General features: G+C 59.1%; 23 protein-coding genes and 1 pseudogene. 11 read left to right on the top strand and 13 right to left on the bottom strand.

Annotated elements, in window-relative coordinates; translation table 11 throughout:
- Positions 1 to 36: 36 nt before the first annotated feature.
- Together C4J94_RS20900 and C4J94_RS20895 are read right to left on the bottom strand one after the other, a co-directional pair.
- Positions 37 to 1,095 (bottom strand): diguanylate cyclase, encoded by a 1,059-nt coding sequence (locus tag C4J94_RS20900; RefSeq protein ID WP_124387865.1) that lies wholly within the window; start codon positions 1,093 to 1,095, stop codon positions 37 to 39.
- A 190-nt stretch (positions 1,096 to 1,285) separates the two neighbouring features.
- Positions 1,286 to 1,912, bottom strand: a complete 627-nt coding sequence (locus C4J94_RS20895) for a TetR/AcrR family transcriptional regulator (RefSeq protein WP_124387864.1) — start codon at positions 1,910 to 1,912, stop codon at positions 1,286 to 1,288.
- 122 nt (positions 1,913 to 2,034) lie between these two features.
- On the opposite strand from C4J94_RS20895, the gene C4J94_RS20890 reads away from it, so the two are divergent.
- The 3 genes from C4J94_RS20890 (at position 2,035) to C4J94_RS20880 (ending at position 5,588) form a co-directional block, all read left to right on the top strand.
- Positions 2,035 to 3,093 (top strand): MBL fold metallo-hydrolase, encoded by a 1,059-nt coding sequence (locus tag C4J94_RS20890; RefSeq protein WP_124387863.1) that lies wholly within the window; start codon positions 2,035 to 2,037, stop codon positions 3,091 to 3,093.
- Between the two features lie 317 nt (positions 3,094 to 3,410).
- On the top strand, positions 3,411 to 3,941 hold the full coding sequence (locus tag C4J94_RS20885) for a hypothetical protein (RefSeq protein WP_124387862.1): 531 nt from the start codon (positions 3,411 to 3,413) through the stop codon (positions 3,939 to 3,941).
- Positions 3,942 to 4,052: 111 nt separating this feature from the next.
- On the top strand, positions 4,053 to 5,588 hold the full coding sequence (locus C4J94_RS20880; RefSeq protein WP_256657572.1) for an amidase family protein: 1,536 nt from the start codon (positions 4,053 to 4,055) through the stop codon (positions 5,586 to 5,588).
- 89 nt (positions 5,589 to 5,677) lie between these two features.
- Here the strand turns inward: C4J94_RS20880 and C4J94_RS20875 are convergent, their stop codons facing one another.
- The 7 genes from C4J94_RS20875 to argH all read right to left on the bottom strand — a co-directional run bounded on the left by C4J94_RS20875 (position 5,678) and on the right by argH (position 12,553).
- Positions 5,678 to 6,058 carry a helix-turn-helix transcriptional regulator gene (locus tag C4J94_RS20875; protein ID WP_124387861.1) on the bottom strand — a complete coding sequence of 127 codons (381 nt, stop codon included), beginning with the start codon at positions 6,056 to 6,058 and terminating at the stop codon, positions 5,678 to 5,680.
- A gap of 106 nt (positions 6,059 to 6,164) precedes the next feature.
- The gene (locus C4J94_RS20870; protein ID WP_124387860.1) at positions 6,165 to 7,112 is read right to left on the bottom strand and encodes a hypothetical protein; all 948 of its coding nucleotides are present in this window, start codon (positions 7,110 to 7,112) and stop codon (positions 6,165 to 6,167) included.
- Between the two features lie 54 nt (positions 7,113 to 7,166).
- Positions 7,167 to 8,336 carry an MFS transporter gene (locus tag C4J94_RS20865; RefSeq protein ID WP_124387859.1) on the bottom strand — a complete coding sequence of 390 codons (1,170 nt, stop codon included), beginning with the start codon at positions 8,334 to 8,336 and terminating at the stop codon, positions 7,167 to 7,169.
- A 167-nt stretch (positions 8,337 to 8,503) separates the two neighbouring features.
- Positions 8,504 to 9,325, bottom strand: coding sequence for an ABC transporter substrate-binding protein (locus tag C4J94_RS20860; RefSeq protein ID WP_124387858.1), 822 nt, complete (start codon positions 9,323 to 9,325; stop codon positions 8,504 to 8,506).
- A gap of 26 nt (positions 9,326 to 9,351) precedes the next feature.
- Positions 9,352 to 10,116: an amino acid ABC transporter ATP-binding protein gene (locus tag C4J94_RS20855; RefSeq protein ID WP_124387857.1), complete on the bottom strand. Its 765-nt coding sequence runs from the start codon at positions 10,114 to 10,116 to the stop codon at positions 9,352 to 9,354.
- 24 nt (positions 10,117 to 10,140) lie between these two features.
- Positions 10,141 to 11,019: an amino acid ABC transporter permease gene (locus tag C4J94_RS20850; protein ID WP_124387856.1), complete on the bottom strand. Its 879-nt coding sequence runs from the start codon at positions 11,017 to 11,019 to the stop codon at positions 10,141 to 10,143.
- A 106-nt stretch (positions 11,020 to 11,125) separates the two neighbouring features.
- Positions 11,126 to 12,553 carry an argininosuccinate lyase gene (argH, locus tag C4J94_RS20845; protein ID WP_124387855.1) on the bottom strand — a complete coding sequence of 476 codons (1,428 nt, stop codon included), beginning with the start codon at positions 12,551 to 12,553 and terminating at the stop codon, positions 11,126 to 11,128.
- A gap of 193 nt (positions 12,554 to 12,746) precedes the next feature.
- Between argH and C4J94_RS20840 the strand changes: the two genes are divergently transcribed.
- Positions 12,747 to 13,706 carry a LysR family transcriptional regulator gene (locus tag C4J94_RS20840; protein WP_124387854.1) on the top strand — a complete coding sequence of 320 codons (960 nt, stop codon included), beginning with the start codon at positions 12,747 to 12,749 and terminating at the stop codon, positions 13,704 to 13,706.
- Positions 13,707 to 13,797: 91 nt separating this feature from the next.
- On the opposite strand, the gene C4J94_RS20835 is transcribed toward C4J94_RS20840, so the two are convergent.
- From C4J94_RS20835 to C4J94_RS20820, 4 genes and pseudogenes are all read right to left on the bottom strand, one after another.
- A complete protein-coding gene (locus C4J94_RS20835; protein WP_124389028.1) occupies positions 13,798 to 14,445 on the bottom strand; it encodes an HAD-IB family hydrolase in 648 nt (215 codons plus the stop codon).
- Between the two features lie 71 nt (positions 14,446 to 14,516).
- Positions 14,517 to 14,660, bottom strand: a pseudogene (locus tag C4J94_RS20830) (HNH endonuclease); the annotation flags it as partial.
- A 62-nt stretch (positions 14,661 to 14,722) separates the two neighbouring features.
- Positions 14,723 to 15,973: a ribonucleotide-diphosphate reductase subunit beta gene (locus C4J94_RS20825; protein WP_124387853.1), complete on the bottom strand. Its 1,251-nt coding sequence runs from the start codon at positions 15,971 to 15,973 to the stop codon at positions 14,723 to 14,725.
- Positions 15,974 to 16,467: 494 nt separating this feature from the next.
- Positions 16,468 to 16,737: a DUF2790 domain-containing protein gene (locus C4J94_RS20820; RefSeq protein ID WP_124364059.1), complete on the bottom strand. Its 270-nt coding sequence runs from the start codon at positions 16,735 to 16,737 to the stop codon at positions 16,468 to 16,470.
- Between the two features lie 398 nt (positions 16,738 to 17,135).
- Here C4J94_RS20820 and acs point away from each other — a divergent pair, with 398 nt between their 5' ends.
- From acs to argR, 7 genes are all read left to right on the top strand, one after another.
- Positions 17,136 to 19,091 carry an acetate--CoA ligase gene (acs, locus tag C4J94_RS20815; RefSeq protein WP_124387852.1) on the top strand — a complete coding sequence of 652 codons (1,956 nt, stop codon included), beginning with the start codon at positions 17,136 to 17,138 and terminating at the stop codon, positions 19,089 to 19,091.
- A 653-nt stretch (positions 19,092 to 19,744) separates the two neighbouring features.
- Positions 19,745 to 20,530, top strand: a complete 786-nt coding sequence (locus C4J94_RS20810) for an ABC transporter substrate-binding protein (RefSeq protein WP_124387851.1) — start codon at positions 19,745 to 19,747, stop codon at positions 20,528 to 20,530.
- Positions 20,531 to 20,622: 92 nt separating this feature from the next.
- Positions 20,623 to 21,312, top strand: coding sequence for an ABC transporter permease (locus C4J94_RS20805; protein WP_003193627.1), 690 nt, complete (start codon positions 20,623 to 20,625; stop codon positions 21,310 to 21,312).
- Positions 21,309 to 22,007, top strand: coding sequence for an ABC transporter permease (locus C4J94_RS20800; protein WP_034119440.1), 699 nt, complete (start codon positions 21,309 to 21,311; stop codon positions 22,005 to 22,007). Before C4J94_RS20805 ends, C4J94_RS20800 begins: the two co-directional genes overlap by 4 nt.
- Position 22,008: 1 nt before the next feature.
- Positions 22,009 to 23,121 (top strand): succinylglutamate desuccinylase/aspartoacylase family protein, encoded by a 1,113-nt coding sequence (locus C4J94_RS20795; protein WP_124387850.1) that lies wholly within the window; start codon positions 22,009 to 22,011, stop codon positions 23,119 to 23,121.
- 27 nt (positions 23,122 to 23,148) lie between these two features.
- Entirely contained in the window at positions 23,149 to 23,913 is a 765-nt protein-coding gene (locus C4J94_RS20790) for an ABC transporter ATP-binding protein (RefSeq protein ID WP_010208310.1), read from the top strand.
- Positions 23,914 to 24,072: 159 nt separating this feature from the next.
- Entirely contained in the window at positions 24,073 to 25,053 is a 981-nt protein-coding gene (gene argR / locus C4J94_RS20785) for a transcriptional regulator ArgR (RefSeq protein ID WP_124387849.1), read from the top strand.
- Positions 25,054 to 25,067: the final 14 nt, after the last annotated feature.

Below are 25,067 nucleotides of genomic sequence, written 5' to 3'. Positions count from 1 at the left end.
GGCGAAGAACATTCAGACGAGGAGTTGTAGGACGACTCAGGCCGGATACGCGACGGCGTCAGCGCTGGCATTGACCCGGTTGCGGCCGTTGCGTTTGGCCACGTACAACGCGCGATCCGCAGCATTGAGCCACGCCGCCGCATCGCTCAAGGCAGGCTCGAAACCTGCCAGGCCAATGCTCAGACTTACGCGTAATTCTGGGATGTGCGGGTGGCGATAGTTACCGAACGTTTCGCGCATGTGTTCCATGATTTGCGCTGCTTTTTCCAACGGCGTTTGCGCAAGAATCACACAAAATTCATCGCCACCGTAGCGCCCGGCCAAGTCGTTTTCCCGCAGATGCTGGCGTAGCTCGTGGCTTAGCTGGCGCAGCACCGTGTCACCAACGATATGGCCGTGGGTGTCGTTGATGCGCTTGAAGTGATCGATATCAATCAGGGCGATGGTGGCCACCCCCTGTTGTTGCTGACGCTGATGAAACTCGAGACTCAGCAGGTCTTTCCACGAGCCGTGATTGAGCAGCCCCGTCAGGCTGTCGATGCGACTCAAGGCGCTGAGGGCGCGTTTATGTTCTGACAGTTTGATCGCCAGCTCATAGCAGACCATGCCGATCAACATCGGGTAGAGCGTCAGCATCGGCAGGCAGGTGTAGACCTCGACCAGGTCCACTTGCGGGTTGAACCGAATGCCGAACAGCGCCCACGCCACACCCACACCGGCGGCCTGGGCCAGCAAGCCGCGCACGAACAGGCGCCGGCCGCCGGCCGCGACATTGTTCATCGCCATCATCGACACAAGGGTGACCGCCGTCAGTGGGGTGAATTGGGTGGCTGCGGCCCAGAACCCGCCGAACAGTGAGTCGTACAGAAAATTGCGTTGCTCGGCCTGGTAGGGGAAGGGCGAACGGGTCGACATCAGGTAGGCCACATGCGCCCAGGCATAGCCATTGAACAACAGCAATGCCCATACCCAAGCGGGCAGCGACAGCGGGTGCATAGCCCCCATTACACTGATGCAGCCGACACCCAGTCCGATGATCCTTGGCTTGTAGATACGCTTGGCAAATGAAAGTCCCTTGCCTCGTCTGTTTTCCATAATGTCCTGGGGTGGCTCGTTTTTGCAGATACAACCGCGTGCGTCGGTGAGTTAACCGTTGATCGGATGAAGAGGGGCAATATTGTCGATTATTCCTACAGGAATAATCAGTGTCCTTTCGGGCCATTCGCGCAGAAAAGGACGCGAGTACCTCAAAAGCGACCTGGAATGTCGCTTACACATCAGGCTTTTACTGAGGGGGGTGAGGGCTGACCTCATAACCGGCAAGGAACAGGTCGATTGCCGATTCGATCACATGGGCCTGGGACGTTGCGTCGAGGATGGGTTGGCCAAGGGTGATCTGCGGCCAGAACGCAAAGGCTTTGAGCATGCTTTGGATCTGGTGAGCGGCGAACGCCGGGTCACCGCAGCGCAGACGCCCATCTTCCTGGGCGGCGCAAACCCATTGGGTGAAGCCTTCTTCGCGCTCGCTCAAACGGTTGACCATGTCCTGGGCGCGTTCCGGCGAGTGAATGGTGGCAGCAATAGCCACGCGCGCCAGGTCGAGGAAGTTGGTATCCGACATCATCTTCATTTTCGCTTCCAGCAACCCGCGCAGTTGGTCGCGCAGGGGGTGTTCGCTGCTGTACGCCACGTCCAGTTGCGCGACGCTGCTGGCCCACAATTGATGCAGGATTTCGGCAAACAGTTCTTCCTTACTGGGGAAGTGGTTGTAGACCGTGCGTTTGGAAACACCAGCAGTGGCGGCGATCTTGTCCATGCTGGTGACCTCGAAGCCATTCGCCCGAAATTCGGCGATGGCCGCCGCCACGATGGCTTCGCGTTTACGGTCGGTGAGGCGTGGGGAAGCATTCATGGAGGACGGTCGGCTCGAAAATGAAATTACACTGGGTAGTTTACTTGGTCAGGGTTTTGTTGCAATCTAGAAACTACACTGTGCAGTGTAATTTTGTGAGCGGACGTAGGAGTCACTCTGTAATGGCTACGATCTCAACCCCTGTTGACCCGGCACCCACTGCGCTCAAGCCTGCCGAGCGCGACCAGGGGCATTTCCACAACGACGCACCAGTGCCCCACGGCGGCTTTGGCAAGACGTTGCGCATCTTCTGGAACATGGCATTCAATAAACCGCGCACGACCAGGCCTGTGGGCACCATCCCGGTACAACCCCTGACCCGCGAGCAGTTGGTGGCAGCCCCTGACCACAGTGTGTTCCGCCTGGGCCATTCAACCGTGCTGCTGAAAATGCGCGGTAAATTCTGGGTCACCGACCCGGTGTTCGCCGAGCGCGCCTCGCCGTTCAGTTGGGCCGGCCCCAAGCGTTTCCACCAACCGCCTATCAGCCTGGAAGAATTGCCACCGTTGGAAGCGGTGATTCTTTCCCACAATCACTACGACCACCTTGACCGCACGGCTGTCACCCAACTGGCCGACAAGACGCGCTACTTTCTGGCGCCTCTAGGGGTGGGAGACACGCTGGTCAAATGGGGGGTGGACGCCGACAAGGTGCGGCAACTGGATTGGTGGCAGGGCACCGAGGTCGATGGCATTCGTTTTGTTGCTACGCCGGCGCAGCATTTTTCCGGACGTGGCCTGTTCGACAGCAACCAGACCCTCTGGTGTTCCTGGGTGATGATCGATGACGCGCGGCGGATCTTTTTCAGCGGCGACACGGGTTATTTCGACGGCTTCAAGCGGATCGGCGAGCAATACGGACCGTTTGACCTGACCTTGATGGAAACCGGGGCCTACAACGTAGATTGGCCGCATGTGCATATGCAGCCGGAGCAGACGTTGCAGGCGCATATCGACCTCAAGGGCCGCTGGCTGCTACCGATTCACAACGGCACGTTCGACCTGGCCTTTCACGCCTGGCACGAGCCGTTTGACCGTATCATGGCGCTGGCGTGGGAGCGCAACGTGTCGATCACTACGCCGGCGATGGGACAGGCATTCAGGCTCAACCAGCCCGAACGAGGGCATGCGTGGTGGATGGACGTAGAAAATCATGAGGTGAAGGAGCAGGCAGCAGGTTGAATAGAAAAGCATCTGGAAAAAGGTGTTTTCAGCGTGTTTCAACTCTGCGACAAACGTCAGAAGAGAGTGCGATGATCCCTCGGAAAGTTAATTCCGGGGGATAGGTTGTAATGAATGACGACTGCAAGAAACTAAGGCGATCGGGCATACCCTGCCTCTCAGCGTTGCCTCAGGCCACGCCAGGGCATGACGTTGATCCTGGCGCTTCAACCGCCTCCCGGGCGCGAACCGATAACCCTAGCCCGAGCACTATTGTTTTCGATACCGGACACGCTGAGGGGACGCTGCTTATACCCGGCTACAATGCCCTGGCGCCGATGATCAAGCCCACGCGAGACCCCGCTTTATCACTGATCGCCATCAGTGGTGTAGACCCTACTGAGCCGGTGATGGTGGAAGTGCCTCTGGTGCAGAACAACAGCGCTTTCAGTGCCTCCCCTGTGCTGGCAGGGTGGCGCATCGGCTATGCCAGCCGCTATGTACGCGGTGGCCATACCGTGCCCACGGACCAGAGCGCAAACCTGCGCCGAGCCTTCGTCATCCTGCGCCACGCGGGGGCGCAATTAGTGGCAGTGGACGCGCAGCGTACGGACAACCCCCTTGAGTCTGGCAAGGCCATCGACGAGCTCGTGGCCAGCTATCGTTTGGATGCCTTGGTGTCAGACGATCAAAGTGCGGCGTTTCATGCCGCGTGCAGAAGCGGCTACCCCAGCGCCTGTGAGGTTCTGGACGACGGGACCAGGCTATGGTTCTACGGTGCCCGCTGGGCGGCTGACCGCGTGAACGTTTTGCTGCGAACTTACCGCCAATTGGTATCCCCAGGCGCGCCTACAATGGATATTGAATGATCATACCGGGCAGCCGGATTAGCGCTGCATAGCGCTGGCGCAACAGCCTCTTAGACTGGTGTCGAGCTATCGGCCGATAGCTCTTATTCAGTCAGCTACAGGTGGGATTTTATGATCGGACCATTTTCGGCAGGTGGGTGGGCGACAGGCTTGTTCCAAGCGCTTTCAAATCCGCCGCAGGGTTTCAAGGGCGCCTTTCAAATGGCAGGGGAGATGACCAGTGGCGGCGGGGTCACTTCAGAGTTACTGGTGAAAGATGCGTTCAGGCAAATCGCCAACATTGATCGCGGACTGCAGGGCGGTAATGCATTTATCGAAACCAATCCGGATGCGCTCAAGGACGCCAGGGCACGAGATGCGGAACGTAAAAAAGGCCATGTGCGCGGGTATTTGCACGGTGTCCCGATCGCGCTCAAGGATGTGTTTGAAACCAAGGACCGTATGCAGACAAGTGCTGGTTCCAAAGCGCTGGTGGGGCAGGCCGCGACTAAAAATGCCAGGGTCGTGGACAACTTGCTGAAGGCAGGAGCGGTGGTTGTGGGTAAAACCAATATGAGCGAACTGTCTAACTTCCGCTCTGAGTTACCGGCGGACGGCTGGAGCTCCCGAGGTGGCCAGACCCTGAACCCGCATCGCCTGGGAGGGGTGGTCGCAGGATCGAGTTCAGGCTCTGCCGTGGCGGTTGCCCAAGGGCATGTACCGCTGGCGTTAGGGGTGGAAACCAGCGGGTCAGTCATTGCGCCAGCGGCCTACAACGGCGTTATTGGCTTGAAAACCTCCGTGGGCTTGCTGAGCAACGAGGGGGTCATGACCAGTACACGCATGGATACGATTGGCACGTTCACGCGCAATGTCTGCGATGCGGCAGAAGCGCTCAACGCCATGGCAGAGACAAGTCTTTACAGTGAAGGCCTGCGGTCCGATGCCTTGAAAGGCAAACGAATTGGCTACACGCCTGTGCCTGAATTGTCCGAGGCGGAGGCTAAAGACCCCGCGAAGCGGGCGGACAGTAAACATTACGCGGACGCGCTCGAGGTGTTGAGGTCCCAGGGTGCGATTCTGGTGCCCTTGGGCTCGCTCGAAGAGGACGTCGGTGAGGAAACCTATGCCGGCTACAACGAGGCGTTGTTTTCAGACGTCAAGCATCAATTGGAAGAGTACCTAGCCGGGCGCGAAGGCTTGCCGGTCAAATCGCTTACGGAGCTTATTGCGTTCAATAAGCGTCACCAGAAGCCGGGTGAGCCTGACCAGAAACTGCTGAAACTTATCAGCGGCCTGGAGACGACTCAGGACCAGCGCGACAAGTTGTGGGAGGCCGTCATCCCGGTGTTCCAGAAAACCATCGATGATCCGATAAAAGAGCACAAGCTCGACGCCATGGTGTCGAACTTCCTCTCAAACAACTATTTTTTCAGCGCTGCGGCAGGTTACCCAGGAATGTCCATTCCGTCTGGCATGGATGAGGAGGGGATGCCAACGGCGCTTTACATTTACGGGTCGGCTAACAGCGAGGCCACATTGTTGTCGGCTGCCTATGTTTATGAGCAAGCAACGCAGGCGATAAAAGAGCCGGCGTTTCTGCCAGGCACGCCCTTCATGCCAGCACCTGTAATTACACTTGAAGTGGCCGAAGTCCCAGCGGGCTAAATTTCTGCTCAAAGGCGTACAGCAAAGGTTGCTTCTGTACGCCCAGCCCCTCGGATAACGCTTGAATTGCCCGGTAATCAGGCTGGACTCTACGCACCATTGGGTTGAGGCGTTGGTGATTCAACCGACGCTGCGGGTGAGCCCAGCAACCGAGAGATCAGGCCGGGTGCCGCAGGTTCGGCCGATACAGTGTCGAACCGGCGCTTGCTCATTCCCCATCCCGGTGCGAACCCCGGAAAAAACACCAACCCTTGCGCTTCCAGGCAAAACGCCAGGGCCAATCGGATTTCATCATCCACGTCGCCGTGGCTCTCCAATTGTTCAATGGCTCGCACCGCCACGTCAGCCTGACGGGCCAGTTCTTCGCGGCTCCAGCCCAACATGACGCGGGCCTGGGCGCTGTGTTTGGCGGTGAATTGGTGAAGCACGATCTGCTGTTCTACGAAAGAGCTCATTGCCAGAGAGGACATGGGATTTCTCCAGGTTCGACAGGGGAGCAACAACTATACTGTGTTTTTATACAGTTGTTTATACCGCTCATCCATTCAGGCCGACGGCTGGTGTTTTAGCCTGCGTTTACTCCATGCCTGGCGCCTCCCGAATGATCAGATGATCCAGGTTTTCAATATTTGCGCTGAAAACGCCGAACGTCTGCTCGGGTTTCTTCTTGCTCGGTACTTGCTTGAGCGTTGGCGTGACCCCATAGAAAAAGCAGTACAACGGCCGTTCGCTACCTGCCGCGGCCTTGATCTGCTCCAGGAAGGCGGTGCGTTTGCGATAGCTCTCAAGAAGTTTTTTGCTCAGGTAGACGTTGACGGAGTAGGGCTTTTTATCGAGCCACACCTTCTTTTCGAAGTCGATGCGAAAGCTGTTGGTGTAGTCCTTGATGGCTTTGATCTTGCCCCAGTAGATCAGGCCCTTGTTGTCTTGCAGGTATTCGATTTTCTTGAAGAACGTCCAGTACGTCGCGGTGTGCTCGCCGATTTTCAGCGGCATTGATTTGAGCTTGTCCTTGTCGTCGATATTCGACACATAGCATTCCACCGGGTGGGCGAAGACGCTGGTTTTATCTGGCGTGGTTTCAACCGGGGTGCGGGACGTGGAGGCGCGATTCGCAGGGGCTTCCGTAAGTTCTGGCAGTGCCCCGCTCTCGGTGCCTGACAGCGGGGGCTTGCGTTCGTATTGACGCCGTGTGAGTACAAACTCCGATGGGAAGTTTTCCTCGCGCTCATCATCACTGTCACCGGCCACGCCCTTGTGTGTACTGGCGTAGCGGCAACCAACGATATGCTGGGTGCTGGTTTTGTTCTTGAAATGCGGCGTGCGCTGGTAGTTGACGTTTTTCGCGTTGAACGTGCTCAGCGTATTACCCGCATCGAACGCTGCACGGCACGCATCGTTGGGGCAGAGAAAACGCTCCTTGTCGGAGTCGAAATCGGCGGTTTCGTCGAAATTCAGGTCTCGTACGTCATAGATTGACAGCTTGTCATCGAGACTCAGGCTGTAGGCCGTGTCGAATTTCATGGGGCTCGGGTCCGTGAGAAATTTGGCTATTAATAGCGAGAACCTGCGCAAATATCAGCAAGAACTTGCAACCCGTCGCCCGCTGAGGAAACACAGTGTTCCTCCGGCTGCGGTCAATGCCGCCAGCGCATAGAACATGCTGGCCGGCGCGGCATTGATCAGCAAGTACCCGCAAATCACCGGGCTCATTGCCCCGCCAAACGCCGCCAGGTTCTGCGCACCGTAGTAACTGCCTCGCAATGCATCGGGGGCGATGGTGTCGATAAACAGGAACTCGGCAGGGTAGATGATCATCTCGCCCAGGGTGAACACGAACATCGCCAGGCACCAGGTGACCAGGCTGTCGGCCAGGCTGAAACCAATCAGGCCGCACATGAACAACAAGGTGCCCAGGACGATCCAGTAGCGCAGTTGCTCACGCTTGAGAAAACGGCCGATCTGGTACTGCATTAAAATCACCGTGATGGCGTTGCAGGCCAGCACCGCAGACAGAATCTTCAAGGCCTCGGCGGGCTTGTAGGCCACCAGCAAAAACTGCGACAGATACAGGGTGTAGCGCCCGTGGACGATGGTGCTTAACAAGCTGCCGCTGGTGAACAGGATCAGCGTGCGGTCGCTGCGCAAGGTCTGCAGGGTGCTCAGAAAGCTTTGCGGTTTATGACGGGCGTCCCGTACGGTCGGTGCAATACCGATCATCAGGAACAGGCTGCCAAAGGCGATGGCGCTGGCTATCAGGAACGGTGCCCAGGGCAGTTGGCCGGCGATTACCACGCCAAGCATGGGGCCGGTGGCGTAGCCGACATTGGTCAGGGTGTAGCGCAGGGAAAACACTTTGGCACGTTCGCCCACCGGCAAGTTTTCGCTGATGATCGCCTTGGAGCCGATCAAGAACAGCGCCGACGCGGCTTCGGTGATCACCAGGGTCAGGGTGGTGAGATAGAGGTTGCTGGCAAACGTCAGTAACAGAAAGCCAATCGAGCTGGAGAGCATGGCCAGGATCAGCAGCTTGCGCTTTTCCAGGCGGTCAATGATGTAGCCGCCGTACAAACCGAGCAGGGTGGCGATAAACACCGCAACGCCCATCAGCAGGCCGATGTCCTGCTGGTTGAGACCCAAGCGAGTGCTCAGCCAGAGGGCCAGCAGCGGGCTGGTCATGGACCGGCTGACCACGATGGTCACCGAGCAAATCAACAGGCGGCGAATTACCAGGGAGTAGGTGGCCATGTTGGGGTGGGCGCGTCCTTGTCATTTGTCCAAGACCAGATTGAATCTGAACACAGTTCCACTGTGGGAGGGGGCTTGCCCCCGATGAGGGCGTGTCAGTCAATGCATGTGTATCTGACCCACCGCAATCGGGGGCAAGCCCCCTCCCACATTTTCAGACTGTGTTGTTACTGGCCGGCGTTGATGGAGATTTTTTCCACCGCACCCTGCTCCAGATCCCACTTCTTCAGGATCTTGCCGTAGGTTCCATCGTCAATCATGCCCTGCAACGCCTCACTGATCGCAGCGACCAGCTCGGTATTGCTTTTCTCGATCCCCAGCCCCGTGAACTGCTTGGAAATCGCCAACCCCACCGGCTTGTATTTGCCCTTGTCCAGCGACATCAAATAAGGAATCGTCTCACTGCCCTGCATCGCCGCATCAAGACGGTTCTGCTGCAACTGCGCCCGCGCATCGGCCGAGCCTTCGGTACCGATCACCACGATCGCCGGCTTACCGGCTGCCTCGCAGTTTTCCTTGCTCCAGGCGGCAATTTCCGACGGCCAGGTGGTACGGCGGCTGGTACCGACTTTTTTCCCGCACAAGTCGGTCAACTCCTTGATCTCTTCGCGCTTGGCCAAGGTGTAGAGCTGCGGGCCGCTGGTGAAGTAGTCGATAAAGGTCACCGACTTCTGGCGCTCGGCGGTATCGGTCATGCCCGACAACACGATGTCCACGCGCTTGGTGGTCAAGCCGCTGAGCATTTGCTCGAAGCCGGTTTCCTGCCACTTGATTTTCACCCCCAGGCGTTCGGCCAAGGCGTTGCCCAAGTCGAAGTCAAAGCCGGTGAGCGTGTTGGTGGCCGGGTCCTTGAAGTCCATCGGTGGGTAGTTCGGCACGATGGCCGCGCTGATTTCACCCTTGTCCTTGATGGCCGCCGGCAATGCCGCGAATACACACGAGGAGGCCATCAGGCCCGCGAGCAAGGTTGGGATAAACAGGTTTTTCATTGGGGGCGTTCTCGTTAGTTTTTTAGTTAAGTGCGAACGGCAGAAATGAAGCTTTGGGTACGCGGGTTTTGTGGGCTTATTAGAATTTCTTCCGGGCTGCCGGCTTCCACAATCTGGCCGGCATCCATAAACACCATGCGGTTGGACACTTCGCGAGCGAAGCCCAATTCATGGGTGACCACGATCATGGTCATGCCGGTGGTGGCCAGATCGCGCATCACCGACAGCACTTCTCCTACCAGCTCCGGGTCGAGGGCTGACGTGGGTTCGTCGAACAACATCAGCTTGGGGCGCATCGCCAGCGCACGGGCGATCGCCACGCGCTGCTGTTGCCCGCCGGACAATTCCACCGGGTAGGCATTGCGCTTGTCCGCCAAACCCACGCGGGCCAGCAGTTCCACTGCGTCTTCGATGGCCTCCTTGGGCGAGCGCTTGAGCACCTGGCACGGGCCTTCGATGATGTTCTGCAACACGGTCATGTGCGGGAACAAATTGAAGCGTTGAAACACCATGCCGGTGGCCAGGCGCTGGCGGGCAATCTGCGCTTCATTCATCTCGTGCAACTTGTTGCCGACCACGCGGTAACCCACCAGCTCGCCGTCGACCCACAGGCCGCCCTTGTCGATTTTTTCCAGCTGGTTGACGCAGCGCAGCAGGGTGCTTTTACCCGAGCCGGACGGCCCGATGATGCACATCACCTCGCCTTGCTCGACCTCGATATTGATGTCGCGCAGCGCGTGATACTGGTCGTAATACTTGTTCAGGTTGACGGCCTTGACGATGCTTCTCATGGGGCAAATCTCCTCGACCCAGACTTACGAACGCTTGCCGGCGCCGCGGGCAAAGCGACGCTCGAGGCGGCTTTGACCAAATGAAAGAACAGTCACCACTGCCAGGTACCAGATGCCGGCCACAATCAGCAGCTCCATCACCCGGGCGTTGGCGTAGTAGATGTTCTGCGCGTTGTGCAAAAGCTCCGAGTACTGGATGACGCTGGCCAGGCTGGTCATTTTCACCATGCTGATAAACTCGTTGCCTACAGGCGGAATGATCACGCGCATGGCCTGCGGGAGAATGATCCTGCGCAGCGCCTGCAGGCTCGGCATGCCAATGGACTTGGCGGCTTCGTACTGGCCGGTGTCCACCGACAACAGGCCGGCACGCACTACTTCGGCGGTGTAGGCACCCTGGTTGATACTCAGGCCGAGCAGGGCGGCCACGAACGGCGTCATCAGGTCCACGGTGTCGATGCTGAACAGACCGGGAATGGCTATCACCGGGAAAATCAGCGCCAGGTTGAACCACAGCAGCAGCTGCAGAATCAGCGGCGTGCCGCGAAACAGCCAAGTGTAGGTGATGGCCACGTAGCGCAGGATCGGGTTGGCCGACATGCGCATGATCGCCGTGATCACCCCGATCACCACCCCCAGCGCCATCGCCAGGATCGACATGACAATGGTATTCAGCAGGCCCCAAAGAATGGCTTCGGACGTGAGGAACTGGCCGATGTAGGACCATTCGATCTGGCCATTGGCGAAGGCGCGCAACAGCGCCGCCAACACAATCACAATCAACGTGGCAAAAAACATCCGCCCGTAATAGCGCCGCGGCACATGCTCGTACTGCGTGATATCGAACTGGTTCTCGGACAGTTTGCGCTCGGCTTGCAAGCGCTCGGCCGGGGTTTGATTCATGGTGCTTCTCCAAAACTAACGACGCTCTAACGGCTGTACGCGGTCCAAATGTGGGAGCTGGCTTGCCTGCGAAGACGCCAGCCCAGTCAGCACAAATCGCCCAGTGCTAAATCCTGAACCCCTGATAGCTCTCAACCCACTTCTGCTGGGTCGCCAATGCGCTCTTCAACCGCCCAATCTGCTCCTTGACCCGCTCCGGCGCCGTGCCACCCCAGCCACTGCGCGCTGCAATCGCCGCCTCCACGGTCAGGCAGTCGCGCACCTCGGGCGTCAACCGAGCATCCACCTGCGCCAACATCGCCGGCGACGCTTCCCACAATTCAATCTCATGCTTCTCACAGGCCTGCACCAAAGCGCCTGTAATCTCATGTGCCTCCTTGAACGGCACGCCGCGCATGGCCAACCAATCCGCCACCTCGGTCGCCAAGGTAAAGCCCATCGGCGCCTGCCGCCGCAGTTCCTGCACTTGCACCTGCATGGTCGACACCATCCCGGCCATTGCCGGCAGCACCAGCAGCAAGGTGTCCACGCTATCGAGCACGCTGTGTTTGTCTTCGCTCAAATCGCGGTTGTACGACAGCGGCAACGACTTGAGCGTCGACATCAACCCGGTCAGGTTGCCGATCAAGCGCCCGGCCTTGCCTCGTGCCAGTTCGGCAATGTCCGGATTTTTCTTCTGCGGCATGATCGAACTGCCGGTGGCGTAGGCATCGTCCAGCACCACCCAGCGAAATTGCCGCGATGACCACAGGCAAAACTCCTCCGACAGCCGCGAAATGTTCACCCCGAGCATGCCCGCCACAAACAGGAACTCCGCCACATGGTCACGGCTGGCGACGGCATCGATAGAGTTTTCGCACGGCCCGGTGTAGCCCATCTCCTTGGCCGAATGCTCAGGCTGTCGCGCAATCGCCGAACCGGCCATCGCTGCAGCGCCCAGTGGCGACAACGCTGTACGCACATCCCAATCCATCAGGCGGTGTACGTCGCGCAGCATCGACTGGGCGTGAGCGAGCAAGTGGTGGGCGAACACGATGGGTTGCGCCTGCTGCAAATGGGTAAAGCCCGGGCAGATGCTCTCGATATGTTGTTCGGCCTGCTCGACCAACGCCTGCTGCAAACCCAACACCTCGGTGGCGATGGTGCGCGCATGGTCGCGCAGGAACAGGCGCAGATCGTTGGCGGTCTGGTCGTTGCGTGAACGCCCTGCGCGCAACTTGCCGCCCAGGGCGCCCAGGCGCTCGGTCAATACGCGTTCGATAAAGGTGTGTACGTCTTCGTCATCCAGGGTTGGATGCAGGCGCTCGGAGGCGAAATCCTCACCGATACGGTCCAGCGCTTCCAGCGTGCGCAACGTCTCGGACTCATCCAGTAAACCGGCGCGCTGCAGTTCACGGGCATGGGCTCGGGAGCCGGCGAGGTCGTAGGGCGTGAGGCGGAAGTAGCGCTCAGGGCAACGTGACAATGCGGCCAGCGCCGCAGACGGGCCGGTGCTGAAACGAGCGCCCCAAAGGCGGTCGGTGGGCTGGGACATGGGTATTCCTCACGCTTGTTTTTAGAAGAGTCGGAGGCAGTAACAGCAAAATTTCAACGCGGCAGAACCGGCGTCTGACGCGCCGTATTCAAGGTTGCCAAGGGCGGATGTTTATGTTCATTATCGCCGCCTGGCTATGTTCAAGGATTGGGTTCAAGCCTGTTGAATATGGCACTAGAGGTCAACGCGCATTATGGAAACCCCACTTTCCACTTCTGGAAACCTGCCGCCAAAACCCGGCACCCGGCCGCCGCTGCAACTGAGCGGGCTGGACTTCAAGTTGCTGCGGGTATTCATGGCCGTGGTCGAAGCCGGCGGTTTCAGTGCGGCGCAAAATGAACTGAATGTGGGCCTGGCGGCCATCAGCAAACAGATCTCCGACCTGGAAATTCGCATTGGCATGCGCCTGTGCACCCGCGGCCGTGAAGGCTTCGCGCTGACCGAAGAAGGCAAGTTGGTGTATCAGGCGTCCATCCAGTTATTTACTTCGGTGGACAGTTTTCGCGACAAGCTGAGTTCGGCGCAAAACGAGCTTATTGGTGACCTTAGTGTGGGCGTTATTGATAACACCGTATCGGACGTTAATTCCCCGCTAATTGCCGCGCTGGGGACATTACATCGCGAATCGCCCAAGATTAGATTGCGCCTCCACGCTTCACAACTGGACGAAGTTGAGCGCGGTGTTGTTGAAGGCCGACTGGTTGTCGGCATCGTCCCCGTGTACCAGCGCCGCGAAGAATTCGACTACTTCCCCCTGTACGAAGAAAAGGCCTACGCCTACTGCGCCGTAGGACACCCGCTTTTCGCCATGAGCGACATCGCGCCCGAGCAGCTGCGCCAATACGAAGTGGTCAACCATCGCTACGCGATCCACCGTGACAAGCCCAACTTCGTCCACTACGACAGCCAGTCCGCCTCAGCCTCCCAGGTTGAAGCTGTCGCCATCCTGACCCTCACCGGCCGCTTCCTGGGCTTTCTGCCGGAGCACTACGCCGCGCCGCTGGTAAGGGAAGGGCGCCTGCGCGCACTGTGCCCGGAGCACGTGCACCTGACCACCGCGTTCAACCTGATCCTGCGCCACAACGCCCCAAGAAGCCCGATGGTCAAAGCCTTCGCCACGGCCCTGGGCGTAGACCTGAAGACGCCGCTCTAAGCCCCGCCAAAGATCAAATGTGGGAGGTGTCGAGCTTTAGCGAGGCTCCGATGGGATCACCGCCATCTCCCAACCAACCCCTCTACCCGCATCACCGCTGCACCCGAGCCCGCCTTTTCTTCTTCGCATGAAAATGCCGAAAGTGCGCATCTTGCGCCGCCGCCAGCAACTCCCGATCCCCACGCGTATCGCCCCAGGCCCTTAGCCGATACTCCCCCAAGTCCCCATACACCGCCTCAAGCCGCAGCACCTTGTTCTCACAGCGGCAATTATTGCCGGTGAGCTTGCCGGTCAACACCCCGTCGATCACCTCAAGCTCGGTCCCAATCAACTTGATTCCCAGCCGATCGGCAAACGGCTGCAACACCAACGCCGGCGACGCCGAACACAGCGTCACCACCGCCCCCGAACCCAATTCCTGCTCCACCGACAACACCCCGGCCGGGCGCATCAAGCGCGCCCAATTGCGCTGGCAATACTCCTCGGCCTTCTGCTGCACCCACGCTTTTTCCACCCCAGTCATAAAGGTGCGAATCAACTGCGCCTTCAACTCATCCCGGCTGATCTGCTGCAGCAAAAAGCGCAACCCAGGCACGGCCAGCTTCACCATCCGGCCATAGAACGCGCCAGGGCCAAAGGCAAACTTGAGGAAGGGCACGAAACTGTCGTGGTGGGTGAGGGTGCCGTCGAAGTCAAAGACGGAAAGTACTTTGGCGTCTACGGGGCCGGCTTCGAGCATGTCTGGGTTCACGGGTTGGCCTCGGTCCTATCTAGTATTTTTGAATGTGCATCAGGTGTGACAGCAGGAGTCTACTCCCGTGCCAATCTTCCCTCCCGGTCACTCGACCGGTGACAACGCTGATGGCAATTGGGGCACAAGGCTACAGCATTGGTGATGCGATCCGAACCCTTTTGGGCGAGGCGGGAAGTGCGATGTGCTTCAAGAAATGGCCGTTCACCGCGCATAAAAAAGCCCTGAACATGTCAGGGCTTCATGGGGTTGCTTGGCTCAGGAATCAATCCCAGCTCAACGCGCCGCCGGTCTGGTACTCGATCACACGAGTCTCGAAGAAGTTCTTCTCTTTCTTCAAGTCCATGATCTCGCTCATCCACGGGAACGGGTTGGTGGTGCCTGGGTATTCTTCCTTCAAGCCAATCTGCGACAGGCGACGGTTAGCGATGAACTTGAGGTAATCCTCCATCATCGCCGCGTTCATGCCCAGCACGCCGCGCGGCATGGTGTCGCGTGCGTATTCGATTTCCAGTTGGGTCCCCTGCAGGATCATCTGGGTCGCTTCTTCCTTCATCTCGGCATCCCACAGGTGTGGGTTTTCGATCTTGATCTGGTTGATCACGTCGATACCGAAGTTCAGGTGCATCGACTCGTCGCGCAGGATGTACTGGAACTGCTCGGCGACGCCGGTCATTTTGTTGCGGCGGCCCATGGACAGGATCTGGGTGAAGCCGCAATAGAAGAAGATGCCTTCCAGCACGCAGTAGTAGGCGACCAGGTTGCGCAGCAGCTCCTTGTCGGTGTCGACGGTGCCGGTCTCGAACTTCGGATCGGAGATCGAACGGGTGTATTTCAGACCCCAGGCGGCTTTCTTCGCGACCGATGGAATCTCGTGGTACATGTTGAAGATCTCGCCTTCATCCATGGCCAGCGATTCGATGCAGTACTGGTAGGCGTGGGTGTGGATCGCCTCTTCGAAGGCCTGGCGCAGGATGTACTGGCGGCATTCCGGGTTGGTGATCAGGCGGTAGACGGCCAGCACCAGGTTGTTGGCGACCAGGGAGTCGGCGGTGGAGAAGAAGCCCAGGTTGCGCATGACGATGCGGCGCTCGTCGTCGGTCAGGCCTTCGGGGTTTTTCCACAGGGCGATGTCGGCGGTCATGTTGACCTCTTGCGGCATCCAGTGGTTGGCGCAGCCGTCGAGGTATTTCTGCCAGGCCCAGTCGTACTTGAAAGGCACGAGCTGGTTGAGGTCGGCGCGGCAGTTGATCATGCGCTTTTCGTCAACGGCGACACGGGCGGAGGCGCCTTCGAGCTCGGCGAGGCCTTCGGCGACGTCGAGTTTGTCCAGGGCGGCCTTGGCGCGCACGATGGCGGCGGAGTCGTTGGCGGTGACGGCGCGGGCTTCAACGGCGGCGGCAGCGCCGGCACCGTCGAGGCGGTCCATGTTGGCTTCGCTGGCGTGGCCGGCGTTGGCGCCTTTGGTGGCTACTTCGCCTTCTTCTTCTTTGTCGAATTCGTCCCAGCTCAGCATGACGTGTCGTCTCCTGCGTGAGGGCTCAAAGGTGCCCGTGTGAAACCGGATGGTTGGGTATTCACACGGCCCTGAGGCCGCGGTGGATCTTAAGGAATCGTTTGTTGCAGCAGCTAGCGCAGGCATTAAACGCAATTGGGTTACGGGTTCTGCATGAGGCTTGAGGTGCGGAGCGGTAGGGGCTTGCTCCAGCGGAGGCCTCAGGTCTGGCTCTTCGTCCCTGTGTAAAGGGATATTGCAGGCCCGATTTACCCGCGCATTATAAGGAAAAAATCAGCTTTGTGTTGTGGCGGATTGTCCCGGCGAGCCGACAAAAAGCCTGCGATTTGAGCCAGAGTGCGGGTTTACAGGGGGTTGGCGGGGTAGGAATTTTTTGACGGGCGGCGGGATGTTTTTTGCAGGGGGAGGGCGGTGCGGTTTTACGCCGGATTTAAAACCGGCTCTTTGCCGCAAGAACGATTTCTTGCGGCGAGTAAGATCCACCAACGCGGTAATCAGCCGTTAGAGCAACCATTACCCATGACATGATAATTAAGAATATGACGCTGACCTTGGGAATCTTCATATTCCATCTTCGCCGGTACAACTTCGCACACTTCCGGGATGTTGCTCATGGAGACGACTTTGGCGACGTCCAAGTGGGTGCTGTAGGTATAGTCTTCAACGATCGGGGCGTTCTGGCCGGCCAGTTCGGTCGGGGCTTCGTCGGCCAGGGCGGCGGTGGCGCACAGACTGCTGAGGGCCAAAACTAATAACGCTTTCATTTCTCTATTTACCTTCTTCAGGGCGAAAGGGATCACGGGGCCCTTGTGAGGCCGCGTGTGTAACTTAAGAGTTGGGAAGTTCGGATTAACGTTGCCTTCGTGGGGGCTGTTGCGTTGTTAATCTCGGTGTCGTGTTGACGGAGTTGATTCTAGGCCTGTGGCTTATATTCATATACCCGCAGTTTTGATAAACACTTTTGGCGGTTTTTGTAACAATCCGCCGATGAAAGAATTTTCAGAAACCCGCGAAGCGCCACGGGGCACGGGCCAGAGCGGCGAATCGGCATAGCTGGGTAATTTGTAGGGTCTTGTTACTACCATCGTCGAATGGTTCTATAGGCCCACCCCGGCTACAACAGGGGCCATACAACAACAACTATGTCACCGAGGTAAGAAAGATGAGTGCGGCTTCCCTGTACCCCGTTCGCCCCGAAGTAGCAGCCAACACGCTGACCGACGAGGCGACCTACAAGGCGATGTACCAGCAGTCGGTGGTCAACCCCGATGGTTTCTGGCGCGAGCAAGCCAAGCGTCTTGACTGGATCAAGCCTTTCACCACGGTAAAGCAGACCTCGTTCGACGATCACCATGTCGACATCAAGTGGTTCGCCGATGGCACCCTGAACGTGTCCTACAACTGCCTGGACCGTCACCTCGCCGAGCGCGGCGACCAGATCGCGATCATCTGGGAGGGCGATGACCCTGCCGAGAGCCGCAACATCACCTACCGCGAGCTGCATGAAGAAGTCTGCAAGTTCGCCAACGCCCTGCGCGGCCAGGATGTGCATCGCGGCGACGTGGTGACTATCTATATGCCGATGATCCCCGAAGCCGTGGTCGCCATGCTGGCCTGTACCCGCATCGGTGCGATTCACTCCGTGGTGTTCGGCGGTTTCTCGCCGGAAGCGCTGGCCGGTCGCATCATCGACTGTAAGTCGAAGGTAGTGATCACTGCCGACGAAGGCATCCGCGCCGGTAAGAAGATTCCGCTGAAGGCCAACGTCGACGATGCGCTGACCAACCCGGAAACCAGCAGCATCCAGAAGGTCATCGTGTGCAAGCGCACCAATGGCGCGATCAAGTGGAACCAGCATCGCGACATCTGGTACGAAGACCTGATGAAAGTGGCGGGCACCGTGTGTGCGCCCAAAGAGATGGGCGCTGAAGAAGCGCTGTTTATCCTCTACACCTCCGGCTCCACTGGCAAGCCCAAGGGCGTGCAGCACACCACTGGCGGCTACCTGCTGTATGCGGGCCTGACCCACGAGCGTGTGTTCGACTACCGCCCAGGTGAGATTTACTGGTGCACCGCCGACGTCGGCTGGGTCACCGGCCACACCTATATTGTCTACGGCCCGCTGTCGAACGGCGCGACCACCGTGTTGTTCGAGGGCGTGCCGAACTACCCGGACATCACGCGGGTGGCGAAGATCGTCGACAAGCACAAGGTCAATATTCTCTACACCGCACCCACCGCAATCCGCGCCATGATGGCCTCGGGCACCGCAGCCTGCGAAGGCGCCGATGGCAGCAGCCTGCGCCTGCTCGGTTCGGTGGGCGAGCCGATCAACCCGGAAGCCTGGGACTGGTACTACAAGAATGTCGGCCAATCCCGCTGCCCGATTGTCGATACCTGGTGGCAGACCGAAACCGGCGGCAACATGATGAGCCCATTGCCGGGCGCGCATGCGCTCAAGCCGGGTTCGGCGGCACGGCCGTTCTTCGGTGTGGTGCCGGCGCTGGTGGACAACCTCGGCAACCTGATCGAAGGCGTTGCCGAGGGCAACCTGGTGATCCTCGACTCGTGGCCGGGCCAGGCGCGTACGCTGTACGGCGACCATGACCGTTTTGTAGACACCTATTTCAAGACCTTCCGCGGCATGTACTTCACTGGTGACGGCGCGCGGCGTGACGAGGACGGCTACTACTGGATCACCGGGCGTGTGGATGACGTGTTGAACGTGTCCGGCCACCGCATGGGCACGGCCGAGATCGAAAGCGCCATGGTTGCGCACCCTAAAGTTGCGGAAGCGGCGGTGGTCGGCGTGCCGCATGACATCAAGGGGCAGGGCATCTATGTGTATGTCACCCTCAAGAATGGCGAAGAGCCGAATGAAGCGCTGCGCCTGGAGCTGAAAAATTGGGTGCGCAAGGAAATCGGCCCGATTGCCTCGCCGGATGTGATCCAGTGGGCGCCGGGCTTGCCGAAGACGCGCTCGGGTAAAATCATGCGGCGGATTCTGCGCAAGATCGCCACGGCTGAGTATGACGGGTTGGGCGATATTTCCACCTTGGCCGATCCAGGGGTGGTGGCGCATTTGATTGAGACGCACAAGACCATGAACGTCGCGTAAGGCGAGGTTGGTTAAACAAAGCCCCATTCGGTGTAGGCCGAGTGGGGCTTTTTTGTGGGTCCTCAAAACCACTGAAGATCCCATGTGGGAGGGGGCTTGCCCCCGATAGCAGTGTGTCAGTCAGCTTATCTGCAGCTGACCCGCCGCCATCGAGGGCAAGCCCCCTCCCACATTTTGGTTCCCTACCAGACCAATAAATATCGGTTTATCGCGTAGGACGTTTCTGGATGTTACCGTCAGGCCTGAATGTGTAACCCTCGGCCCAAACCTGAGGCAATGTGCTACGGCAATGCCCCGAAAACCCCCATTCCAGACCTCCTGGGAAATAAGATTAAACGCCACACTTGCCGTGCTAGAAGGGTTTGCGAATAATAGGCCCGCAATTTGCAGTATCAACTGGTTTAATATCTTTTGTCTCTGCATAAAATCCAGAGGCTGTCAATGCGCTGTAACCGATTTCTCTGTGCTTCTGTAAATTGTTGTCGCATTGAGGAAATATCGGCTTCCAGCCTGTCGTTAGAATGCCGATCACTCGCTCGTCGTCGCTGGCACTCACTGGCGCAGGACGCTGCACCGCTATTCGGTTTCACCTTCGCCGCATCGTGGGCCATGGCTCATACTGCTGTTTTGCCCTATACCGATGGAGTCCCAAGATGAAGAAACTCGTGCTGTTGGGCGCCCTGGCGCTGTCCGTGCTGTCCATGCAGGCTTTCGCCGAAGGCAAGCCGCTGAAAATTGGTATCGAAGCAGCCTACCCTCCGTTTGCCTCGAAGGCGCCGGATGGCAGCATCGTCGGTTTTGACTACGACATCGGCAACGCGCTGTGCAAACAGATGGACGTGAAGTGCACCTGGGTCGAGCAGGAATTCGACGGCCTGATTCCTGCGCTGAAAGTGCGCAAGATCGACGCCATCCTGTCCTCGATGTCCATCACCGAAGACCGCAAGAAGTCGGTGGACTTCACCACCCGCTACTACCTCACCCCAGCTCGCCTGGTGATGAAGGAAGGCACTGCCGTCAGCGACAGCCTGGATGAGCTCAAAGGCAAGAAGATCGGCGTGCAGCGCGGTTCGATCCATGACCGTTTCGCCAAGGAAGTCCTGGCTCCGAAGGGCGCCACTATCGTTCCTTACGGCACCCAGAACGAAATCTACCTGGACGTGCAAGCCGGTCGCCTTGACGGCACCGTGGCTGACGCCACCCTGCTGCAGGACGGTTTCCTGAAAACCGACGCCGGCAAAGGCTACGCGTTCACCGGCCCTGCGTTCACCGACGCCAAATACTTCGGCGACGGCATAGGCATTGCGGTTCGCAAAGGCGACAAGGAAAACCTGGAGCGTATCAACGCCGCTATCGCCGCGATCCGTGCCAACGGTGAGTACAAGAAGATCCAGGACAAGTACTTCGACTTCGATATTTACGGCGCTGACGCCAAGTAAATAGTCGCAGCTGTCTGTCCGAAATGGCGCAAGCAACAGAACACTCTGAAGTTTGCGCCATTTTTTCATCCCCCTTTTCGAGGACCTGAATCATGTTGAAAGGCTACGGGGCCGTCATCCTCGATGGCGCATGGTTGACGCTTCAGCTCGCCTTGTCGTCCATGGCCTTGGCCATTGTTCTGGGTCTGATCGGGGTCGCGTTACGCCTGTCGCCGGTGCGCTGGCTGGCCTGGCTGGGTGACTTGTACTCCACGGTGATCCGCGGGATCCCCGACCTGGTGCTGATCCTGCTGATCTTCTACGGTGGCCAGGACTTGCTTAACCGCGTCGCGCCGTTGCTCGGCTTTGACGATTATATCGACCTGAACCCCTTGGCCGCCGGTATCGGCACCCTGGGTTTCATCTTTGGCGCGTACCTGTCGGAAACCTTCCGCGGCGCCTTCATGGCCATTCCCAAGGGCCAGGCCGAGGCCGGCCTGGCGTATGGCATGAGCAGCTTTCAGGTGTTTTTCCGGGTGATGGTGCCGCAGATGATCCGGCTGGCGATCCCCGGCTTTACCAACAACTGGCTGGTACTCACCAAGGCCACCGCGCTGATCTCGGTGGTGGGCCTGCAAGACATGATGTTCAAGGCCAAGCAGGCGGCCGACGCCACCCGCGAACCTTTTACCTTCTTCCTCGCAGTGGCGGCGATGTACCTGGTGATCACCAGCGTGTCGTTGCTGGCCCTGCGCTATCTTGAGAAGCGCTACTCGGTAGGCGTAAGGGCGGCTGATCTATGATCTTCGACTACAACGTCATCTGGGAGGCCATGCCGCTGTACCTTGGCGGCTTGCTGACCACCCTGAAACTGCTCGCCATTTCGCTGTTCTTCGGCCTGCTCGCCGCCTTGCCCCTGGGCTTGATGCGCGTGTCCAAGCAGCCGATCGTCAATGGCGTGGCCTGGCTCTACACCTATGTGATCCGCGGCACGCCGATGCTGGTGCAGCTGTTCCTGATCTACTACGGGCTGGCCCAGTTCGAGGCCGTACGTGAAAGCTTCCTCTGGCCGCTGCTGTCCAGCGCCACGTTCTGTGCGTGCCTGGCGTTTGCAATCAACACCAGCGCCTACACGGCCGAGATCATCGCCGGCAGCCTCAAGGCTACGCCCAATGGCGAGATCGAAGCGGCCAAGGCCATGGGCATGTCGCGCTACAAGCTGTACCGTCGCATCCTGTTGCCGTCGGCCCTGCGCCGCGCGCTGCCGCAGTACAGCAACGAAGTGATCATGATGCTGCAGACCACCAGCCTGGCTTCCATCGTTACCCTGATCGACATCACCGGTGCCGCGCGCACGGTGAACGCCCAGTATTACCTGCCGTTCGAAGCCTATATCACCGCCGGCGTGTTCTACCTGTGCCTGACCTTCATCCTGGTGCGCCTGTTCAAATTGGCCGAGCGCCGCTGGCTGAGCTACCTGGCTCCACGGAAGCATTGATATGGAACGTATCGATCACCTGTTGCCCTGGGGCCACCTGGGTTGCGAGCGCCAGCTGAGTGTGTTTCGTTTTGGCAGTGGCGAGCGCAAGGCCTATATCCAGGCCAGCCTGCACGCCGATGAGTTGCCCGGTATGCGCGCTGCCTGGGAGTTGAAGAAACGCCTCACTGAACTGGAACGCCAGGGTGCGCTCAACGGCGTCATCGAACTGGTGCCGGTGGCCAATCCGATGGGCCTGGGCCAACTGCTGCAAGGCAGTCATCAGGGGCGTTTCGAGATTGGTAGCGGCAAGAATTTCAACCGCGATTTCGTTGAATTGAGCGCGCCGGTCGCCGAGCGGTTGCAAGGCAAGCTGGGCGATGATCCGCACGCCAATGTGCGCCTGATCCGCCAGGCCATGAGCGATGCGCTCAACGCTTTGCCCGTGCCGAGCAGCCAATTGCAAGGCATGCAGCGGCTGCTGCTGAGCCATGCATGCACCGCAGACATCGTCCTCGACCTGCATTGCGACGCCGAAGCCGCACTGCACATGTACGCGCTGCCCCAGCACTGGCCGCAGTGGCGTTCGCTGTCGGCGCACCTGAATGTGAAAGTCGGCCTGCTGGCAGAAGATTCCGGCGGCAGTTCGTTTGACGAGGCGTGTTCGTTGCCGTGGCTGCGTTTGTCGCGCGCCTTTCCCGAGGCGCAGATTCCGCTGGCTTGCCTGGCGACGACCCTGGAGCTGGGCGGCCAGGCGGACACCGGCCGCGACGAGGCGATCTTCCACGCCGAGGGCATCCTGGCGTTCCTCGCCGAACAAGGCTTGATCACCGGTGAGTGGCCCGCGCCGCAACACGAACCGTGTGAAGGCATGCCCTTTGAAGGCACTGAGTTGCTGTTCGCGCCCCATGCCGGAGTGATCAGTTACCTGCGTAAGGCCGGTGACTGGGTTGAGACCGGCGAACCGATTTTTGAAGTGATAGACCCCTTGACCGACCGCGTCAGCATTGTTTGCGCGGGCACCTCGGGGGTGTTGTTTGCCGTTGAACGGCTACGTTATGCCCAAGCGGGTTTCTGGCTGGCCAAGGTGGCGGGGCGCGAAGCGCTGCGTCACGGGCGCTTGCTCAACGACTGACCACCTGTTTTTGTGAGAACCGACCGCATGTATAAGCTTGAAGTCCAAGACCTGCATAAACGCTATGGCAGTCATGAAGTGCTAAAAGGCGTGTCCCTGGCCGCCGCGGCCGGTGATGTGATCAGCATCATCGGCTCCAGTGGTTCGGGCAAAAGTACCTTTTTGCGCTGCATCAACCTGCTTGAACAACCCCACGCCGGCAAGATTCTGCTCAATAACGAAGAGCTGAAACTGGTGGCGAACAAGGACGGCGCCATGAAGGCCGCCGACCCCAAGCAGCTGCAACGCATGCGTTCGCGCCTGTCCATGGTGTTCCAGCATTTCAACCTGTGGTCGCACATGACCGCGATTGAAAACGTAATGGAAGCGCCAGTGCATGTACTCGGCGTGTCGAAGAAAGAGGCCCGGGAAAAGGCCGAGCATTACCTGGCCAAGGTTGGCGTGGGTCATCGCAAGGACGCATTCCCCGGCCACATGTCCGGCGGCGAGCAGCAGCGCGTGGCGATTGCGCGTGCCCTGGCGATGGAACCGGAGGTGATGCTGTTCGATGAACCCACCTCGGCGCTGGATCCGGAACTGGTCGGCGAAGTGCTCAAGGTGATGCAGGACCTGGCCCAGGAAGGCCGCACCATGGTGGTGGTCACCCACGAAATGGGCTTTGCCCGTGAAGTGTCGAACCAACTGGTGTTTCTGCACAAAGGCATCGTCGAAGAGCGCGGCAACCCGCGTGAAGTGCTGGTGAACCCGCAATCGGAACGGTTGCAGCAGTTCCTGTCCGGCAGTTTGAAATAGTCCCTTTCTGTTGGAGCTGCTTTTATGTGGGAGGGGGCAAGCCCCCTGCCACATTGGATCTCCAGATTGGGATCTCCATCGTTTTTGAGCTTTGTGTTCGTTTACCGGCTAGCATTGGCCTTTGTCTTCATTACCGTTACTCGCTCCGGATAGCACTCCATGACCGCCCATAAAATTGGTTTCCTGATTTGGCCCAGCACAAAAGCACTCACGCTTGCGCTGGCTGAGGAGGCCTTGCGCGTTGCTCAGCGGGTGCATCCGGACGTGGTTTATGAACTGTCGTTCCTGCTTGCCGAGCCTGCGACCGAAGGTGCGTGGCAACTGCCGGGCGAGCCGTGGGCCGGCAAGCTGGAGGGTTTCCAGAAGCTGTTCCTGATTGCTGATGAACCGCCGACCGTTATCGCGTCCCAGCTCAGTAGCGCGCTCAAGCAGTTGGTGCGGGCAGGGTGTGTGATCGGTGGCCTGTCGGCCGGCGTCTACCCCTTGGCCCAGCTTGGCTTGCTCGATGGCTACCGCGCCGCCGTGCATTGGCGCTGGCAGGATGATTTTGCCGAGCGGTTCCCCAAAGTTATCGCCACCAGCCACCTGTTCGACTGGGATCGCGACCGCCTGACCGCCTGCGGCGGCATGTCGGTACTCGACCTGCTGCTGGCGGTGCTGGCCCGTGACCATGGCGCCGAACTGGCCGGCGCGGTCTCCGAAGAACTGGTGGTGGAGCGCATCCGCGAAGGCGGCGAGCGCCAGCGCATTCCGCTGCAGAATCGCCTGGGCTCCAGCCATCCGAAGCTGACCCAGGCGGTGCTGTTGATGGAAGCCAATATCGAAGAGCCGCTGACCACCGACGAAATCGCCCAGCACGTGTGCGTATCGCGACGGCAGCTGGAGCGCATTTTCAAGCAATACCTCAACCGTGTGCCCAGCCAGTACTACCTGGAACTGCGCCTGAACAAGGCACGCCAGATGCTGATGCAAACCAGCAAGTCGATCATCCAGATCGGCCTGTCCTGCGGCTTCTCCTCGGGGCCGCACTTCTCCAGCGCCTACCGCAACTTCTTCGGCGCCACCCCGCGCGAAGACCGCAACCAACGGCGCAGCAGCAGCCCGTTCGAGCTGTCATCGGTGCCGTCCGAACGCGGCTGAGCCTGGGGCAACGG

The sequence above is a fragment of the Pseudomonas sp. R5-89-07 genome, assembly GCF_003851685.1.
In the GTDB taxonomy this organism is placed as follows: Bacteria; Pseudomonadota; Gammaproteobacteria; order Pseudomonadales; family Pseudomonadaceae; genus Aquipseudomonas.
The sequence above is the reverse complement of the archived record's forward strand: the minus strand, read 5'-3'. Positions and strand labels throughout refer to the sequence as shown.

Excerpts from the sequence above, each read along its gene's own strand:
- C4J94_RS20900 (WP_124387865.1), bottom strand. The coding sequence starts at position 1,095 with ATGGAAAACAGACGAGGCAAGGGACTTTCATTTGCCAAGCGTATCTAC.
- C4J94_RS20895 (WP_124387864.1), bottom strand. The coding sequence starts at position 1,912 with ATGAATGCTTCCCCACGCCTCACCGACCGTAAACGCGAAGCCATCGTG.
- C4J94_RS20890 (WP_124387863.1), top strand. The coding sequence starts at position 2,035 with ATGGCTACGATCTCAACCCCTGTTGACCCGGCACCCACTGCGCTCAAG.
- C4J94_RS20885 (WP_124387862.1), top strand. The coding sequence starts at position 3,411 with ATGATCAAGCCCACGCGAGACCCCGCTTTATCACTGATCGCCATCAGT.
- C4J94_RS20880 (WP_256657572.1), top strand. The coding sequence starts at position 4,053 with ATGATCGGACCATTTTCGGCAGGTGGGTGGGCGACAGGCTTGTTCCAA.
- C4J94_RS20875 (WP_124387861.1), bottom strand. The coding sequence starts at position 6,058 with ATGTCCTCTCTGGCAATGAGCTCTTTCGTAGAACAGCAGATCGTGCTT.
- C4J94_RS20870 (WP_124387860.1), bottom strand. The coding sequence starts at position 7,112 with ATGAAATTCGACACGGCCTACAGCCTGAGTCTCGATGACAAGCTGTCA.
- C4J94_RS20865 (WP_124387859.1), bottom strand. The coding sequence starts at position 8,336 with ATGGCCACCTACTCCCTGGTAATTCGCCGCCTGTTGATTTGCTCGGTG.
- C4J94_RS20860 (WP_124387858.1), bottom strand. The coding sequence starts at position 9,325 with ATGAAAAACCTGTTTATCCCAACCTTGCTCGCGGGCCTGATGGCCTCC.
- C4J94_RS20855 (WP_124387857.1), bottom strand. The coding sequence starts at position 10,116 with ATGAGAAGCATCGTCAAGGCCGTCAACCTGAACAAGTATTACGACCAG.
- C4J94_RS20850 (WP_124387856.1), bottom strand. The coding sequence starts at position 11,019 with ATGAATCAAACCCCGGCCGAGCGCTTGCAAGCCGAGCGCAAACTGTCC.
- argH (WP_124387855.1), bottom strand. The coding sequence starts at position 12,553 with ATGTCCCAGCCCACCGACCGCCTTTGGGGCGCTCGTTTCAGCACCGGC.
- C4J94_RS20840 (WP_124387854.1), top strand. The coding sequence starts at position 12,747 with ATGGAAACCCCACTTTCCACTTCTGGAAACCTGCCGCCAAAACCCGGC.
- C4J94_RS20835 (WP_124389028.1), bottom strand. The coding sequence starts at position 14,445 with ATGCTCGAAGCCGGCCCCGTAGACGCCAAAGTACTTTCCGTCTTTGAC.
- C4J94_RS20825 (WP_124387853.1), bottom strand. The coding sequence starts at position 15,973 with ATGCTGAGCTGGGACGAATTCGACAAAGAAGAAGAAGGCGAAGTAGCC.
- C4J94_RS20820 (WP_124364059.1), bottom strand. The coding sequence starts at position 16,737 with ATGAAAGCGTTATTAGTTTTGGCCCTCAGCAGTCTGTGCGCCACCGCC.
- acs (WP_124387852.1), top strand. The coding sequence starts at position 17,136 with ATGAGTGCGGCTTCCCTGTACCCCGTTCGCCCCGAAGTAGCAGCCAAC.
- C4J94_RS20810 (WP_124387851.1), top strand. The coding sequence starts at position 19,745 with ATGAAGAAACTCGTGCTGTTGGGCGCCCTGGCGCTGTCCGTGCTGTCC.
- C4J94_RS20805 (WP_003193627.1), top strand. The coding sequence starts at position 20,623 with ATGTTGAAAGGCTACGGGGCCGTCATCCTCGATGGCGCATGGTTGACG.
- C4J94_RS20800 (WP_034119440.1), top strand. The coding sequence starts at position 21,309 with ATGATCTTCGACTACAACGTCATCTGGGAGGCCATGCCGCTGTACCTT.
- C4J94_RS20795 (WP_124387850.1), top strand. The coding sequence starts at position 22,009 with ATGGAACGTATCGATCACCTGTTGCCCTGGGGCCACCTGGGTTGCGAG.
- C4J94_RS20790 (WP_010208310.1), top strand. The coding sequence starts at position 23,149 with ATGTATAAGCTTGAAGTCCAAGACCTGCATAAACGCTATGGCAGTCAT.
- argR (WP_124387849.1), top strand. The coding sequence starts at position 24,073 with ATGACCGCCCATAAAATTGGTTTCCTGATTTGGCCCAGCACAAAAGCA.